The organism is Rhodobium gokarnense, from assembly GCF_025961475.1.
Taxonomy (GTDB): Bacteria; Pseudomonadota; Alphaproteobacteria; order Rhizobiales; family Rhodobiaceae; genus Rhodobium; species Rhodobium gokarnense.
Map to the genome: position 1 here is coordinate 50,310 of NZ_JAOQNS010000003.1, position 14,691 is coordinate 65,000.

Consider the following 14,691-nt stretch of genomic DNA (forward strand, 5'->3'; position numbering starts at 1 on the left):
AAAATTCCTGTTGTTTTAAGACGTCAGGCCGCTTCGGCGACGAGATGCCGCCTGGTGTGGCCGACAATGCGCACGGGGACAATGTCGCCCGGCGCCGCGCCCTCAAGGGCCGTTTCGGTAAATTGTTCGGTCCGCCCCAGCCCGTCGCGCTCAATGAGCACCTGGCGACGCGAGCCGATCTCGCCGGCAAGGTGGCGCGCATAGGCCGCCGCCCCGGCGCCGCGCAGCCGCGCCGCCCGTTCCTTGGCGATCGCCCGCTCCACCTGGGGCATCTTCGCCGCCGGCGTTCCCGGCCGCGGCGAAAACGGAAAGACGTGCAGATAGGTGAGCCCGCAGGCGGCAACGAGATCGAGGGTGTTCTGGAACATCGCCTCGGTCTCGGTCGGGAAGCCGGCAATGAGGTCGGCGCCGAAGACGACGTCGGGCCGCCTCGCCCGGATCTCCTCGCAGAACCGGATCGCGTCGTCCCGCAGGTGCCGCCGCTTCATCCGCTTCAGGATCATGTCGTCGCCGGCCTGCAGCGACAGGTGCAGATGCGGCATCAGCCGCTCTTCCTCGGCGAGCGCGCGGACAAGCGAAGGGTCGGCCTCGATGGAATCGATGGACGAGAGCCGCAGCCGTGACAGCTCCGGCACCAGCGCGAGGATCTTCGCAACGAGGTCGCCGAGCGCCGGCGTTCCGGGAAGGTCGTGGCCGTAGCTCGTCAGGTCGACGCCGGTCAGCACCACCTCGCCATAGCCGTTCTCCACCAGCCGGCGGATTTCGGTAACGACCGCGCCCATGGGGACCGACCGCGACGGCCCGCGGCCATAGGGGATGATGCAGAAGGTGCAGCGGTGGTCGCAGCCGTTCTGGACCTGGACAAACGCGCGAGCCCTTCCCTCCAGACCATCGACCAGATGCGCCGCGGTCTCCTTCAGGCTCATAATGTCGTCGACGAGGATCTTCTGGTCCCGCTCGATGCCGAAATCGGCGAGCCCCTTCCAGGTCGCGGCATTAAGCTTGCCGGAATTGCCGAGGACCAGGTCGACCTCGTCCATCTCCGCAAAGAGCTCAGGCTCAGTCTGAGCCGCGCAGCCGGTAACGACGATGCGCGCGGTGGGGTTTTCCCGCCGCGCCCGCCGGATCGCCTGGCGCGCCTGGCGCACGGCCTCCGCCGTCACCGCGCAACTGTTGAAGACGATGGCGTTCTCAAGGCCCGCTTCCCCGGCCTCGCGGCGGATCACCTCGGACTCGTAGGTGTTCAGCCGGCAGCCGAAGGTAATGACGTCGACACTCATGGACGAGCCGCCTCGCCGGCGATGTCGACCCGCGACCAGTTGCCGGTCTCAAGCTCAACCGTGCCGGAAAATTCCAGCTCCACCGGCCCGGTCATCAGGATGTGGTCGTCGCCGTCGCGCCACGCGATATGGAGCGGCCCGCCGGGCAGGGTCACGGTGACGGCGCGGCCGCTGCGCTTGGTGCGGGCGGCGGAGACGGTCGCGGCGCAGGCCGCGGTGCCGCAGGCGCGGGTGAGGCCCGCCCCGCGCTCCCAGACCTTCAGGGTGATGGCATCGTCAGCGGTGACATGGGCGAGCGAGATATTGGCGCCTTCGGGGAAGATCGGATGGTGCTCCAGCATCGGCCCGAACCGGCCAAGGTCATAGGCCTCCACGTCGTCGACCCAAAAAATCGCGTGCGGATTGCCGACATTGACCACCGACGGCGAATGCAGCACCGGGGCGTCGATGGGCCCGATCTGCAGCTCGATGGCGCGGGTGTCGCGGAACTCCTCGGAAAGCGGGATCTCGTCCCAGCCGAAGCGCGGCACGCCCATGTCGACGCGGTAGCGCGCCGGACCCTCCCGCCAGGCATTGAGGATGCCCGGCGCGGTGTGCAGCGTCAGCGCATCCTTGCCCAAGTCCGACATCAGGATATGGGCGAGGCATCTCGTGCCGTTGCCGCAGGCGCCGGCCGGCGTGCCGTCGCAATTGTAGATATCGACAAAGGCGTCGGTGCCGGCAACCCGCGGCGGCAGGATCACCATCATCTGGTCGAACTTCGTCGCCGGATGGGCGTCAATCGCGCGCGCAAGATCGCCGCCGGCAGCGCCGCCGCCGCGCAGATCGAGAACGACGATCTCGTTGCCGAGCCCGTTCATCTTGTGAAAGGGTGCCGTTGTCACCGCAGATGTCCGAAACGCCTTTTTGCCGTAACGCTGTTATATGGCCGAAAGTCCGCAAGATTGCCAGAGGGCGAAAGGGCCGGCCGGATCGGCATTTGGTTGAGGTAAGCGCGGGCTAAACGGCCGACGGCAAGGGGAGCCACCATGCGCATCGTCTGGAAACTCGCCTATCTCGCCCTGAAGATCGCGTCTATTGCTGCGCTAATCCTGGTCGTGGCCGGCATCGGATCGCTGGTCGCCGTCACGATGCTCGACGCCTGCCCGACCCTCAACGAGGGCGCCATCAGGTGTACGAGCGGCACGGCGCAAGGCTTTGCCGAATTCGGCATGACGGTGCTGCTCTTAACCGTCTTCACCGGCATTCCGGGGCTACTGGCGGTCATCGGCCTCGGGTTCCTTGTCCGCGACCTGATGCGCTGGCGGCGACGGCAGATGTAGCTGCGGCCAAAGGCGGCTTTATGCCCGTTTTCGCCCGGTCTAGGCTGCGCCCATGATCGACCACACCCCCAAACGCGTCTTCATGCTCGGCGCCACCGGCACCATCGGCCGCGCCACCGCGCGCGCGCTCCTCGACCGCGGCCACGAGGTCTTCGTTTTCCTGCGCCCGCGCGGCGACCACCCGCTTCCCGCAGACCTCGACGGCGCGACCCTGCGCTACGGCGACGTCACCGATCCGGCCTCGCTGGCGCAGGACGGCATTTGCGGCGAGCACTTCGACGCGCTCGTCTCCTGCATGGCCTCGCGGACAGGCGCCCCGAAAGACGCCTGGGCCATCGACTACCAGGCCCACTCCGATGCCCTGAAGGCGGCAAAGGCCGCCGGCATCCAGCAGATGGTGCTGCTCTCGGCCATCTGCGTGCAAAAGCCGCTGCTGGAGTTCCAGAAGGCCAAGCTCGCCTTCGAGAAGGAATTGCAGGACTCCGGCCTCACCTTCTCCATCGTCCGCCCGACCGCCTTCTTCAAGTCCCTGTCGGGCCAGCTCGCGCGATTGAGGGCCGGAAAACCCTATCTCCTCTTCGGCGACGGCACCCTGACGGCATGCAAGCCGATCAGCGACGGCGACCTCGGCAATTTCCTTGCCGACTGCCTGACCGATCCGGCACTCCAGAACCGCGTCCTCCCCATCGGCGGCCCCGGCCCGGCGATCACGCCAAAAGACCAGGGCGAGGAGCTGTTCCGGCTCTTAGGCCAGGAACCACGCTTCAAAAAGGTGCCCCCGGCCCTCCTCGACGTCATCGTCGCGGTTTTGTCAGTTGGCGGCACCGTCGTGCCGGCCTTGAAAGCCAAGGCCGAGTTCGCCCGTATCGGCCGCTACTACGCAACAGAGTCGATGCTGGTCTGGGACGAGGCGGCCGGCCGCTACGACGCCGAAAAAACGCCCTCCTACGGCACGGAAACCCTCTTCGATTTTTATGCCAGGCTCGTTGCCGGCGAAATTGCCGACGACCGCGGCGATCACGCGGTGTTTTGAGCTATTCCACCACCATCACCGCATTCCCCCCAGCCATCTCCAGCACCCGCCGCATCGTCTCCGGCGCCACCGCAACACACCCCTCCGTCGGCGCAAAGTCCGGTTTCGCGATGTGGAAGAACAGCGCACTCCCCGCGCCGCGCCTTCGCGGCCGGATGTTGATGTCGAGGACGACGACGATGTCGTAGAGCCGATCGTCGCGCCACAGGACCTCGTGGTTTGCCGGATAGGGCAGCAGCACCGGGCGATTGTAGTTGCGGTCGGTCGGATCGTCGCACCAGCCGAGATCGGGACGGAGTTTCATCAGCGGCAGGAGCGTGCGCGGCCGCAGCCTCCGGTCGGGCCGATAGAAGACCGACAGCAGACGGAACGTGCCGGCCGGCGTCGCCCCGTCGCCTTCCCGCTTCAGGCGTGTGATTCCGCCGCGCCCGAGCGCGCACGGCGCGCTCAGCCCGGCAACCGAGATCAGCCCCTTTTGCGGCTCTCCCGGCCTTGCCCGCACGCGGATGACGAACGCCGCATCCCCATCCATGGACCTCATGTGTTTTCCCCAGATGACATGATCTTCACCACGATGTGATCCGCGTTTGACCGGCGCAATCTCTCGCGCCATCCTATGAATTCTCGCAATGCTCTGCCGCCGATCCCATCTATCCTGGAATCGCGAGGGGAGCAGCCCCTTACCGGCAAGCCGAGACCTTTGGGAGATCGCATGACGGCCCGCAAGATTCTGATTGTCGACGACGACGACGATTTGCGCGAAGCGCTGATGGAGCAATTGTCGCTCTATGAGGAGTTCGAGTCCATCGAGGCGTCCAGCGCCGCCAAGGGCGTCCAGATGGCCCGCAACGACCATATCGACCTGTTGCTGATGGATGTCGGCCTCAGCGACATGGACGGCCGCGAGGCGGTGAAGCTCCTGAGGAAGAGCGGCTTCAAGGCGCCGATCATCATGCTGACCGGCCACGACACCGACTCCGACACCATCCTCGGGCTGGAGGCCGGCGCCAACGACTATGTGGTCAAGCCGTTCAAGTTCGCGGTGCTGCTCGCCCGCATCCGCGCCCATCTGCGCCAGCACGAGCAGAGCGAGGACGCCACCTTTTCCATCGGCCCCTACACGTTCAGGCCGAGCGCAAAACTCCTGCTCGACGAGAAGGGCGCCAAGGTACGGCTGACCGAGAAAGAGACCTCGATCCTGAAATACCTCTACCGCACGGGCGAAAAGCCGGTCGGCCGCGATGTGCTGCTGCACGAGGTCTGGGGCTACAATTCCGGCGTCACCACCCACACGCTCGAAACCCACATCTATCGCCTGCGTCAGAAAATCGAGCGCGATCCCTCCAACGCAGAGCTTCTCGTAACGGAAGCCGGCGGTTATAAGCTTGTTCCCTAAAGGAATCCGCGTAACCTGCCGGGAATGACCCTCGAAGAAGACATCGACCTCTTCCGCCAAGTGCCGCTGCTCGCCGACTTCACCGACGAGCAATTGCGCCTGCTCGCCTTCGGCTCGGAAGATCGCGTGCTCGCCGCCGGCACGGTCCTCTTTGAGGCCGGCGACCGGGGCAGCACCGCCTATCTCGTCGGCTCCGGCCGGATCGAGCTGAGGAGCGCTGACGACCGCCAGCTCCTGGCGATGGTCAAGCCCGGCACCCTCATCGGCGAGACGGCGCTGATGACGGAGACCGTCTGCCAGAACCGGGCCGTTGCCGGCGAAGAGACCGAGATCGTCCAGATCCGCCGCTCCCTCTTCCGGCGCATCCTGCGCGAATACCCGGATCTCGCCGTGCGCATCTACCAAGCCTATGCGGACCGCCTGAAGGGCACGATCCGCGACCTCAACCGGGTCCGCGACAGCCTCGTCGCCATCGACCCGGAGGCCGGGGAGCCGTTTACCGATTCCCTCGGCGAGGACGGCTGAAGCCCGCCTTTTGCCCAATCCGCCGCCGCTTGGTTAATGAGTGTTTAACCACAGCGCTGCTAGCGTCTTTCCCGAATGAGTCTGTGCGTGGGAGACGAGCAAAAACATGCAGCCGGTGGAAAGACCCGGTGGCGGGCTGGCGGGGGAATCGCCGTTTCGCCGACTGGCGACGCTGATTGCGGGCATCGAGCCCGGCAAGCCGCCGATCGATTTGTCGATCGGCGAACCACGCCATGCCATGCCCGATTTCGTCGCCGGCACACTGGCAGGGCATACCGCCGAATTCTCCCGCTATCCACCGATCCTCGGCACCGAGGAATTCCGCACCACCGTCGCCGGCTGGCTCGACCGCCGTTACCATCTGGGCGAGGCGGTCGACCCGGAACGCCACATCACCATCCTTGCCGGCTCCCGCGAAGGCCTTTTTTCCGCCGCGATCACCGCGCGCGACCGGTCGGCGGAACGCATCCGCACCACAAATGCCCGCCCAGCGATCCTGTTGCCGAACCCGTTCTACCACGCCTATGCCGCCGCCGCGCACACGCTGGAGCTGGAGCCCGTCTTCATCGAGGCGGGGCCGGAAACCGGCTATCTGCCCGATCCGGACAAGCTCGCGCCGGACCTCCTCGACCGGCTGGTGGCCGCCTATGTCGCCTCGCCCGTCGCCCCCCAGGGAACGGTCGCCAGCGCCGACTTCTGGACGGCCATGATCGGCCTTGCCCGCAAGCACGGCTTCATGCTGTTCGCCGACGAGTGCTACTCGGAGATCTACCGCGAGACGCCGCCGCCGGGCGCCCTTCAGGCCGCCAACGACCTCGGCGGCGACTTCGCCAATCTGATGGTCTTCAACTCGCTCTCCAAGCGCTCCAACCTTGCCGGCCTGCGCTGCGGCTTTGCCGCCGGCGACCCGGGCTTCCTTGCCGAGTGGACGCGCCTTCGCAACATGTCGGCGCCCCAGGTGCCGCTGCCGCTGCAGGCGGTCGGTGCGGCTGCTTACGGCTTTGAGGCCCACGTCATCGACAACCGGCAGCTCTACAACGAAAAATTTAACGCTGCGGCCGAGATACTTCAGGGACGATTCGGCGCTGCGACGCCCGACGGCGGCTTCTTCCTCTGGCTCGACATGGAGGCCGTCGGCGGCGGCGAGGAGGCCGCGCTGAGGCTCTGGCGCGAGGCGGGCATCAGGACCGTGCCGGGCGGCTATCTGGCCGGAACCCTTGCCGACGGAACAAACCCCGGCGCGCGCTATCTGCGCCTGGCGCTGGTGGAAAAGAGAAGCCGGGTCGAAGAGGCGCTCCACCGCCTCGTTGAGCTGTTTGGATAGGGTATGGACCGGACCATGCGGGCATCTAGGACGCAACAGAACCTGATGATCGATGAGGGCGGCATCCGCCAGTGGCTGCGCCGCCATCTGGTCATGGCCGCCGGCCTTGCCCTTGTGGCCCTTGCCGCCGCGCTCGCCGCCGCCCTTGCCACCTGGTCGATCGGCGACCCGAGCCTCAACCACGTCACCGACACCGACGTCCGCAACGCCCTCGGCAAGCCCGGCGCCATCGTCGCCGACATCCTCATCCAGATGATCGGCCTTGCCGCCGCCGTCGTGCTCCTGCCCGTCGTGCTGTGGGGCTGGCAGCTCATGTCCGGCCACGTCATGCGCATCGGCAGGAAGCCGCTCGCCGCCTGGCTCCTCGGCACGTTTCTGCTTTCCGGCGCCCTTGCCGTCATCCCGATTCCCGACACCTGGCCGTTGCCGACGGGCCTCGGCGGCGTTGCCGGCGACATGGCGCTGCGCATTCCCGCCGCCATCCTCGGCACCGGCTCGACCTTCGCCATCGCCCTCATCGGCGCCGGCTTCGGCATTCCGGCGATCGCCGCCTTCGTCTACGCCGCCGGCTGGTGGCGCCGCGAGGCGCCGGCCGCTGCGGACGACGATATCGGCCGGACCTATTACGACGACGAGGAGGATGAAGAGGACGAGGACGACCGCGGCTTCGCGCCCGCCGTCGGCGCCCTCGCCCACTGGGTCCTGCAGGCCCGCGCGACGCTGCGCCGGGCCGGAGCGGGCCGCAGGGGCTCCATCGTGTCGGCCATGCGCGAGCGCCTTGCCGGCGACGACGAGGATCCGCTCGACGACCGCGCCCGCGTCGAGCCGGTGCTGGAAGGCACCCCGGCGGCCGACGACTGGGAGGAGGATTGGGACGACGCCGACGTCGCCGATCCGGATGCCCACACCGACACCCCGGTCCAGCGCGCGGTCGCCGTCTCCAAGCCGACCGGCAGCCTGAAGCCCGGCAAGCGCGTCATGCGCGAGGCCCAGCCCTCGCTTCTGCGCAACGAGGCCTTCGAGTTCCCGCCGATCCATCTTCTCGCCGAGGCCAAGAAGCAGTCCGGCAACCGCTCCGGCCTCAGCACCCAGGCGCTGGAACAGAACGCCCGACTGCTGGAAGGCGTGCTCGACGATTTCGGCGTACGCGGCGAAATCATTGCGGTCCATCCGGGCCCGGTCGTCACCCTCTACGAGCTGGAGCCGGCGCCGGGCATCAAGTCGTCCCGCGTCATCGGCCTTGCCGACGACATCGCCCGCTCCATGAGCGCGATCTCCGCCCGCGTCGCCGTCATCCCCGGCAAGAACGCCATCGGCATCGAGCTGCCGAACCAGCGCCGCGAGACGGTGTTCCTGCGCGAGCTCATCGCCTCGGAGGACTTCGAGAAATCGAAGGCCAAGCTCTCGCTCTGCCTCGGCAAGACCATCGGCGGCGACCCGGTGATCGCCGACCTTGCCCGCATGCCGCACCTGCTCGTTGCCGGCACCACCGGCTCGGGCAAGTCGGTCTCCATCAACACCATGATCCTGTCGCTGCTCTACCGGCTGCCGCCGGACAAGTGCAAGCTGATCATGATCGACCCGAAGATGCTGGAACTCTCCGTCTATGACGGCATCCCGCACCTCCTCTCCCCCGTCGTCACCGACCCGAAGAAGGCCGTCGTCGCGCTGAAATGGACCGTGCGCGAGATGGAAGAGCGCTACCAGAAAATGTCGAAGCTGGGCGTGCGCAACATCGACGGCTTCAACACCCGCGTCGCCCAGGCCGAGAAGAAGGGCGAGACCATCACCCGCACGGTGCAGACCGGCTTCGACCCCGACACCGGCGAGGCGATCTACGAGGAGGAAGACCTCGATCTGGCGCCGATGCCCTATATCGTCGTCATCGTCGACGAGATGGCCGACCTGATGATGGTCGCCGGCAAGGACATCGAGGGCGCCATCCAGCGCCTTGCCCAGATGGCCCGCGCCGCCGGCATCCACATCATCATGGCGACCCAGCGCCCGTCGGTCGACGTCATCACCGGCACCATCAAGGCGAATTTCCCGACCCGCATCTCGTTCCAGGTGACCTCCAAGATCGACAGCCGCACGATCCTCGGCGAACAGGGCGCCGAACAGCTCCTCGGCCAGGGCGACATGCTCTATATGGCCGGTGGCGGGCGCATCCAGCGCGTGCACGGCCCGTTCGTCGCCGACGACGAGGTGGAGGAGATCGTCGCCCACCTGAAGGACCAGGGCGCGCCGGAATATCTCGACCAGATCACCAACGAGGAAGACGCCGACGGCAGCCCCTACGACCTTCTGGCCTCCGGCTCGGACGATTCCAACGACCTCTACGACCAGGCCGTCGCCGTCGTCCTGCGCGACCGCAAGGCCTCGACCAGCTACGTCCAGCGCCGCCTGTCGATCGGCTACAACCGCGCCGCCTCGATCATCGAGCGTATGGAGCAGGAGGGCCTGATCGGCCCGGCCAACCACGCCGGCAAGCGCGAGATCCTGGTCGGCGAAGGCGCCGAAGACTATTGACGGCAGGCGCGGCAGGTCTGCCGCAAACTTGCCATAGGCCGGTGTTAGCGCACGGAGCTGTTCCCCGGCCGACGATTCGACGAGACCCCGATGTCGCAAGACAAAGTGGAGACGATTTCATGACCCCGACCGCATCCCGTACGGCCGCCCCCCGCAAGGCCCCGACGCGCCGCAGCTTCCTCGCCCTTGCGCTCGGCCTTGCCGGCCTCGGCGCGGCGCTGCTGTCGCCGACCGGCGCCGGCGCGACCCCGAACCTCGACGAGACGGCGAAGGAAACGCTCTCCAAGATCAACGCCTATTTCAACTCGGTGCGCACCATGAAGGGCGAGTTCGTGCAGTTCGCCCCGGACGGCAGCCGCACGGAAGGAACCTTTCAGCTCGCCCGTCCCGGCCGCATCAACTTCCGCTACGAAAAGCCGGCCCGCATGGAAATCATCGCCGACGGCAAGTCCGTCGCGGTCCGCGACCGCCGGCTCGACACCCAGGACATCTGGCCGCTGAACAAGACGCCGCTGCGCTTCCTCCTCGCCGACAACATCGACCTGACGAGCGACGCCAAGGTCACCCGCGTCTCCGTCGAACCCGACCTCGTCACCGTCATCATCGACGAGGAGAGCACCTTCGGCGACGGCCGCCTGACCCTCGTCTTCGACGGCAACAATTACGAACTGCGCCAGTGGACCGTCACGGACGCGCAAGGCGACACCTCGGTCGCCATCTACAACGTCGCCACCGGCGTACCGGTCAGCGACAGGGCGTTCGAAATCAACTACCAGCGCGACTACCTGAACAACCGCATCAAGGATTGAGCAGTTTTTTCCGCTCAAGGTTTTTTGTCGCTCACGCCAGGCTCGCTTCGCTCGCCGGCTCCGCGGGGGCGGCGCATCAGCGCCGGCGGCCGTTCGGCCTTGCGAAGCCTGACGGCTTCGTTGTTGCCGCTCACGCCAGCTCGCTTCGCTCGTGGCTCCGCGGGGGCGGCGCATAAGCGCCGGCGGGCGGTCGCCCTTGCGAAGGCTGACGGCTTTGATTGCCCTTGCGCCCCCTCTCCCCGTCATCCCGGGCGGAGCGAAGCGGAGACCCGGGACCCATTGCCCACATCGGCACGGTAGCCCAGCGCGATTCCGTGCAGCCGCGCGCGTCGATCGGCCGAGTGTCGAATTGATGGAAGCGTTTCAATCGCAAGGCCCGATGGATTGCCACGTCGGCCTGACGGCCTCCTCGCAATGACGGCTGAAATTGCCGTGACTTTTCAACGTCATTGCGAGCGAAGCGAAGCAATCCAGGACAGCGGTGCCCCGAGCGACGGTCACGCAGTAGAAGACGGGCAATGGGCCCCGCCTCAGGCACTGCTGTGACGACGCAGGGGCGTAGCCGGCGCAAACAACGCCCTCGCCGACGCAGCACCCGATCCGCTCCGGGTCGACCGAAGTCGCCCCGACCAGACATCCACTGAAAAAGTAGAGAGAAAAACCGCGCCCGCTAGAACCGGTAGCGCAGGCCGACCGTGGCGTATTGGGCGCCGCCGGCGGTGGAGTTGAAGATCTTGGTGTCGCCGAGCAGGAAGTGCTTGCCGCCGGACCGGTGGTGGAAGCGGAACACCAGCTCGTATTGCGGATGTTCCGGCAGCGACAGGGCGATTTCCGGCGTCAGGAAGTGGAGGAGCTTGGAGCCCTCGTGATTGCCCGCCTGCGCGACCTCGAGCTGGTCGAGCTTGCGCGCATAGTTGAGGCCGGTGGAGACGGCGATCGACGTCTTGACGAACTTGTTCCAGGGGAACCACTTCCAGCGGAAGAACAGCGCGCCCCAGACCTCTTCGGAGGTCGCCTGGCCGAAGCGCTTGGCAACGCCCAGTTCGCCTTCGATCTCGGCATAGTCCTTCAGGGACACGATCGGCCGCGAAATCGCCGCGGCGACGATGCCGCTGTCGGCCCAGGTCCAGTCCCAGATCGGCGTGAAGCCCTTCAGGCCGAAGATCGACTTCATGGAATCGTCGACGAACCGGCCGGCATAGATCTGGAAGCCGCATTCGCCGGAGCAGGCCTTGGTGATGTCGTGGAAGGTGATCCAGCGATCGGGATGGGCGCCGTCGGAATAGTCGTCGGCGCGGACGGGCGTCGCCAGCGGTGCGGCAAGCGCCACCAGCAGACAAAGACAGGCCATCACGGCCGCAAACGCGCCGGGCCGGCGCCGCACGGTCATTGCTTCGGTCGTCGACGTCGCCATCGCCAAGCGCTTCTTTCCGTTATTCCCCCGGGACGCCATCGACGCCGCAGCCCAACCTAGCACGCCCGTTGCAGGCATGCGCCCGTCGCATCCGCCGAATCCCGCTTCACCGAAGATAAAGGTTAACGGGCCGTGAACCGACTGGCGAGAAAAACGATATAGCGACAAAGCGTCCGGACTGTCCAGCATGGCAGGCGGTTGGCGGATGCCAATTCCCGCAACTGTTGCATCGACGCCGCGCTGGCGCGCCCGGAACCGGCTACCGCACAGGCGGCGACGGCACGCCGGGGCTTAACTCGGCACCTGCAAAGGTCCGATCCGTAAGGCGGCAAGGCGAATCGGGCGCGGCGCGCGGCGAGCGAAAGCTCCGGCTACCGGGAGCATCCCGGCGGGCTGACGTCCATCGTCCAGTCCTCGACCGGCATCGCCTTCATGCTGGTGCGGAAGCTGCGCCCGTCCTGGATGCCGCGGCCGGACAGGAGGTTGACGTCGCACTTGCCGCCGGCGTTCGGATCGAGCGTGTCGTAATGGCTGTAGGTGTAGCCGGCGACGACGAACCGGGCGTCACGGTAGGCGATCGTCAGCACCTGCTCCCAGCGGTCGCGGCCGACGGAGGCATTCTCCGAAATGACCCTGAGCGATGTGTTCGGTGCCACTTCCAGCCTTGGTTCCTGGCCGGACATGCCGCCGCGCCAGGCGATCGACGGCGCATGGGCGTAAAGCTCCATGCCCTCACCCCTGTCGGCGAAGATGTAGAGGTCGGCGCCGCCGTCGACCTCGACCAGCACCGCCCGGTAGCGGAAGACTTCGCCATCCATGGTCGACTGGGCAAAGGACGAGACGGCCCCGACCGGAACCATCTCGGCGCCCAGCGCCGGCACGACCGGCATCAGGAAAAGAAAGGCTGCAAGCCACCGCATCATAGGGTCCCCTTAAGCGCAAAAATGCCCTTTCGGGCGCGACTTCAATTTTTACGTGTCGTTTTCCGGTAGTATGGCACGCCCGTTGCGCGGGGCCGCAAAAAAATCTTGCGCGGCCTTTGAAATCGGTATCTAGATGATTCTGCGGAAGCGGCGTTTATCGAGCGTTCGCTGGGGATTACCGCTTTGCCCCCAAGTCGAAAAGCAGGCGGTTTCGGAGAAAACCTGAGTTGCACACTTGTGTGGTTGTTGCGGTCGCAACAGCTCCTTTGTGTCGTGTCGTGCCCTCCCCGCGCGCGCCCGTGAAGCTGTCTGCCTCCCACCCCATGACCGGGTCGGCGCAATGAGCGCCGCCGACATCGCCGAGGCGCCGCTCGGCGCCGGCATCGCACGCGCGGCGGCCCGCACCGGCGGGCGCACCAACGCGGCCGAGCGCATCGGCGCCATGGACGCCGTGCGCGGCTTTGCCGTTTGCGGCATCCTCATCCGCAACATCTTCGTCTTCGCCATTCCCGGCCTTGCCTATTCGCTGCCCTTGATGTGGGGCGGCGATGAGATGGCCGACCTTCAGGCCTGGGGCTTCGTGGAACTGTTCGTTGACGGCTCCATGCGGGCGCTGTTCTCGCTGCTGTTCGGCGCCACCGCGCTCTTGCTGTTGCAGAAGGCCGATTCCGGCGGCCTCGCCGCGGTCGACTATTTTTACCGCCGGCTGATGTGGCTGATGCTGTTCGGCCTCGTCCACGCCTATCTGCTGCTGTCGCCGGTCGACATCCTGTTCGTCTATGGCTGCCTTGGCCTGATGATCTTTCCCTTGCGGAACCTCAGGCCCCGCACCCTGCTGATCGTCGCCGGCGCCGGCCTTGCCGTCACCGCCCTGCTGTCGACCCTGGAATGGCAGATCACCGAAGAGAACGCCAAACAGGCCAACGCCGGCACCGTTATCGAGGCCGCGCAGCCGGTGCAACCCGCCACCTTCGTCACCAAGGCCGAGGACGGGGCCGGGGACGCTCCCATCGTTCTTATCGGGTCCGGTACGAATGCAGCACCGGCCGACGAAGCCGCCGAGCCCGACGAGGAGACGCAGGCCGAAGAAGACGCCACCGAGGCGATCAACCAGTCCTGGATCGCCGACGTCGCCGACCGCCGCGAGGGCTATCTCTACAATCTGGTGACCTCGGCCGGCACGGCCTTCGCCAACCATTCGACCGACCTCTTCAAGACCCATCTCGTCGATGTCGGCGCCCTCATCCTGATCGGCATGGCCTTCTTCAAGCTCGGCATCGTCACCGGCGCCCGGTCCACCCGCTTCTATCTGATGATGCTGATGCTCGGCTACGGCGTCGGCGTCACCGTAAACGGCATGGAGATCATGGCCGCCGTGCTGCCCGCCGAGGAGGCCGGCAGCACCGACTGGACCTCGATCACCTACGATCTCGGCCGCATTGGCAACGCCTTCGGCCACCTTTCCCTCATCGTCCTCTTGACGCGCCTGCCGATGGCAACGGTCTTCACCTCCATGCTGAAGGCGACCGGCCGGCTGGCGCTCACCAACTATCTTCTTCAGACGATGGTCTTCACCGGCCTCTTCTTCGGCTACGGCTTCGGCCTTTACGGCAGCTTCTCCCACAGCCAGCTGCTGCTCATGGCCTTTGCCATGATCGCGGTTCAGCTCGTCGGCTCGCGGCTCTATCTGATGGCGTTCAGCCAGGGCCCGTTCGAATGGCTGTTGCGGCGGCTGATCGTCTGGAAGTCCGCAAAACCTGCCCTGACACTCCCGTCGATGCCGCCCAAATCCCCCGCGACGGCGCCGACGGCCACCACCGCCTGATCGCTTTTTCCAATCTGTCGCCCGCCTGAAAACACCTCCAGAGAAAAAGAGCCCGCCGCGCATCGAAACCGCGGCGGGCTTTTCTCGTTGCCCGGATGGGTGACGGGGAAGCGTCGGCGATACCGCATCGGCCCCCACGCCCGGCCTTACCGGAACGCCCGCATCTGGAACGACCGGCGGTGGGGGCGGTGCGGCCTGTGGTGATGAACGCGCGTCCGCTTGAGGCGCGCCGCACCGAACACCGGCAGCCTTGGCCCCGTGTGCATGGTGCTGTAGCCGAACGGCTTGCAGGGCTTTGCCCGGATGTTGCA

General features: G+C 66.4%; 14 protein-coding genes (1 of these 14 cut by a window edge). 8 read left to right on the top strand and 6 right to left on the bottom strand.

The genetic code is table 11. The annotated features are described in order from the left end of the window. Positions 1 to 23: 23 nt before the first annotated feature. On the bottom strand, positions 24 to 1,280 hold the full coding sequence (gene mtaB / locus M2319_RS05420) for a tRNA (N(6)-L-threonylcarbamoyladenosine(37)-C(2))-methylthiotransferase MtaB (protein ID WP_264600435.1): 1,257 nt from the start codon (positions 1,278 to 1,280) through the stop codon (positions 24 to 26). Next, positions 1,277 to 2,140, bottom strand: coding sequence for a diaminopimelate epimerase (dapF, locus tag M2319_RS05425; RefSeq protein WP_264600859.1), 864 nt, complete (start codon positions 2,138 to 2,140; stop codon positions 1,277 to 1,279). The genes mtaB and dapF overlap by 4 nt, the downstream gene beginning before the upstream one ends. Positions 2,141 to 2,308: 168 nt before the next feature. Between dapF and M2319_RS05430 the strand changes: the two genes are divergently transcribed. Both M2319_RS05430 and M2319_RS05435 read left to right on the top strand, forming a co-directional pair. Continuing rightward, on the top strand, positions 2,309 to 2,602 hold the full coding sequence (locus M2319_RS05430; RefSeq protein ID WP_264600436.1) for a hypothetical protein: 294 nt from the start codon (positions 2,309 to 2,311) through the stop codon (positions 2,600 to 2,602). Positions 2,603 to 2,684: 82 nt separating this feature from the next. Then, the gene (locus M2319_RS05435) at positions 2,685 to 3,635 is read left to right on the top strand and encodes an NAD(P)H-binding protein (RefSeq protein ID WP_319801767.1); all 951 of its coding nucleotides are present in this window, start codon (positions 2,685 to 2,687) and stop codon (positions 3,633 to 3,635) included. 1 nt (position 3,636) lies between these two features. Here the strand turns inward: M2319_RS05435 and M2319_RS05440 are convergent, their stop codons facing one another. Then, entirely contained in the window at positions 3,637 to 4,176 is a 540-nt protein-coding gene (locus M2319_RS05440) for a L,D-transpeptidase family protein (protein WP_264600438.1), read from the bottom strand. A gap of 171 nt (positions 4,177 to 4,347) precedes the next feature. On the opposite strand from M2319_RS05440, the gene M2319_RS05445 reads away from it, so the two are divergent. From M2319_RS05445 to M2319_RS05465, 5 genes are all read left to right on the top strand, one after another. Next, the gene (locus M2319_RS05445; protein ID WP_264600439.1) at positions 4,348 to 5,031 is read left to right on the top strand and encodes a response regulator transcription factor; all 684 of its coding nucleotides are present in this window, start codon (positions 4,348 to 4,350) and stop codon (positions 5,029 to 5,031) included. Between the two features lie 24 nt (positions 5,032 to 5,055). Next, the gene (locus M2319_RS05450; protein WP_264600440.1) at positions 5,056 to 5,556 is read left to right on the top strand and encodes a Crp/Fnr family transcriptional regulator; all 501 of its coding nucleotides are present in this window, start codon (positions 5,056 to 5,058) and stop codon (positions 5,554 to 5,556) included. Between the two features lie 106 nt (positions 5,557 to 5,662). Continuing rightward, positions 5,663 to 6,880, top strand: coding sequence for an aminotransferase class I/II-fold pyridoxal phosphate-dependent enzyme (locus M2319_RS05455; protein WP_264600441.1), 1,218 nt, complete (start codon positions 5,663 to 5,665; stop codon positions 6,878 to 6,880). A 15-nt stretch (positions 6,881 to 6,895) separates the two neighbouring features. After that, positions 6,896 to 9,409: an FtsK/SpoIIIE family DNA translocase gene (locus M2319_RS05460; RefSeq protein WP_406682080.1), complete on the top strand. Its 2,514-nt coding sequence runs from the start codon at positions 6,896 to 6,898 to the stop codon at positions 9,407 to 9,409. Between the two features lie 119 nt (positions 9,410 to 9,528). Continuing rightward, a complete protein-coding gene (locus M2319_RS05465; protein ID WP_264600442.1) occupies positions 9,529 to 10,218 on the top strand; it encodes a LolA family protein in 690 nt (229 codons plus the stop codon). A gap of 670 nt (positions 10,219 to 10,888) precedes the next feature. Here M2319_RS05465 and M2319_RS05470 read toward each other — a convergent pair. Both M2319_RS05470 and M2319_RS05475 read right to left on the bottom strand, forming a co-directional pair. After that, on the bottom strand, positions 10,889 to 11,632 hold the full coding sequence (locus M2319_RS05470) for a hypothetical protein (protein ID WP_264600443.1): 744 nt from the start codon (positions 11,630 to 11,632) through the stop codon (positions 10,889 to 10,891). A 371-nt stretch (positions 11,633 to 12,003) separates the two neighbouring features. Continuing rightward, on the bottom strand, positions 12,004 to 12,552 hold the full coding sequence (locus M2319_RS05475) for a hypothetical protein (protein ID WP_264600444.1): 549 nt from the start codon (positions 12,550 to 12,552) through the stop codon (positions 12,004 to 12,006). Positions 12,553 to 12,895: 343 nt separating this feature from the next. Here M2319_RS05475 and M2319_RS05480 point away from each other — a divergent pair, with 343 nt between their 5' ends. Next, positions 12,896 to 14,380: a DUF418 domain-containing protein gene (locus M2319_RS05480; RefSeq protein ID WP_264600445.1), complete on the top strand. Its 1,485-nt coding sequence runs from the start codon at positions 12,896 to 12,898 to the stop codon at positions 14,378 to 14,380. A gap of 146 nt (positions 14,381 to 14,526) precedes the next feature. Here M2319_RS05480 and M2319_RS05485 read toward each other — a convergent pair whose 3' ends face one another. Further along, a protein-coding gene (locus M2319_RS05485) for a hypothetical protein (protein ID WP_264600446.1) crosses the window boundary here: on the bottom strand, positions 14,527 to 14,691 show its final stretch. 285 nt of this gene lie beyond the right edge of the window; the window shows 165 of its 450 coding nt (coding positions 286-450); the start codon falls outside the window, past its right edge — the gene reads right to left on this strand; its stop codon occupies positions 14,527 to 14,529.

What these genes read in the sequence shown, in the direction of transcription:
- mtaB (WP_264600435.1), bottom strand. Translation starts at nt 1,280, where the DNA reads ATGAGTGTCGACGTCATTACCTTCGGCTGCCGGCTGAACACCTACGAG.
- dapF (WP_264600859.1), bottom strand. Translation starts at nt 2,140, where the DNA reads ATGAACGGGCTCGGCAACGAGATCGTCGTTCTCGATCTGCGCGGCGGC.
- M2319_RS05430 (WP_264600436.1), top strand. Translation starts at nt 2,309, where the DNA reads ATGCGCATCGTCTGGAAACTCGCCTATCTCGCCCTGAAGATCGCGTCT.
- M2319_RS05435 (WP_319801767.1), top strand. Translation starts at nt 2,685, where the DNA reads ATGCTCGGCGCCACCGGCACCATCGGCCGCGCCACCGCGCGCGCGCTC.
- M2319_RS05440 (WP_264600438.1), bottom strand. Translation starts at nt 4,176, where the DNA reads ATGAGGTCCATGGATGGGGATGCGGCGTTCGTCATCCGCGTGCGGGCA.
- M2319_RS05445 (WP_264600439.1), top strand. Translation starts at nt 4,348, where the DNA reads ATGACGGCCCGCAAGATTCTGATTGTCGACGACGACGACGATTTGCGC.
- M2319_RS05450 (WP_264600440.1), top strand. Translation starts at nt 5,056, where the DNA reads ATGACCCTCGAAGAAGACATCGACCTCTTCCGCCAAGTGCCGCTGCTC.
- M2319_RS05455 (WP_264600441.1), top strand. Translation starts at nt 5,663, where the DNA reads ATGCAGCCGGTGGAAAGACCCGGTGGCGGGCTGGCGGGGGAATCGCCG.
- M2319_RS05460 (WP_406682080.1), top strand. Translation starts at nt 6,896, where the DNA reads ATGCGGGCATCTAGGACGCAACAGAACCTGATGATCGATGAGGGCGGC.
- M2319_RS05465 (WP_264600442.1), top strand. Translation starts at nt 9,529, where the DNA reads ATGACCCCGACCGCATCCCGTACGGCCGCCCCCCGCAAGGCCCCGACG.
- M2319_RS05470 (WP_264600443.1), bottom strand. Translation starts at nt 11,632, where the DNA reads ATGGCGACGTCGACGACCGAAGCAATGACCGTGCGGCGCCGGCCCGGC.
- M2319_RS05475 (WP_264600444.1), bottom strand. Translation starts at nt 12,552, where the DNA reads ATGCGGTGGCTTGCAGCCTTTCTTTTCCTGATGCCGGTCGTGCCGGCG.
- M2319_RS05480 (WP_264600445.1), top strand. Translation starts at nt 12,896, where the DNA reads ATGAGCGCCGCCGACATCGCCGAGGCGCCGCTCGGCGCCGGCATCGCA.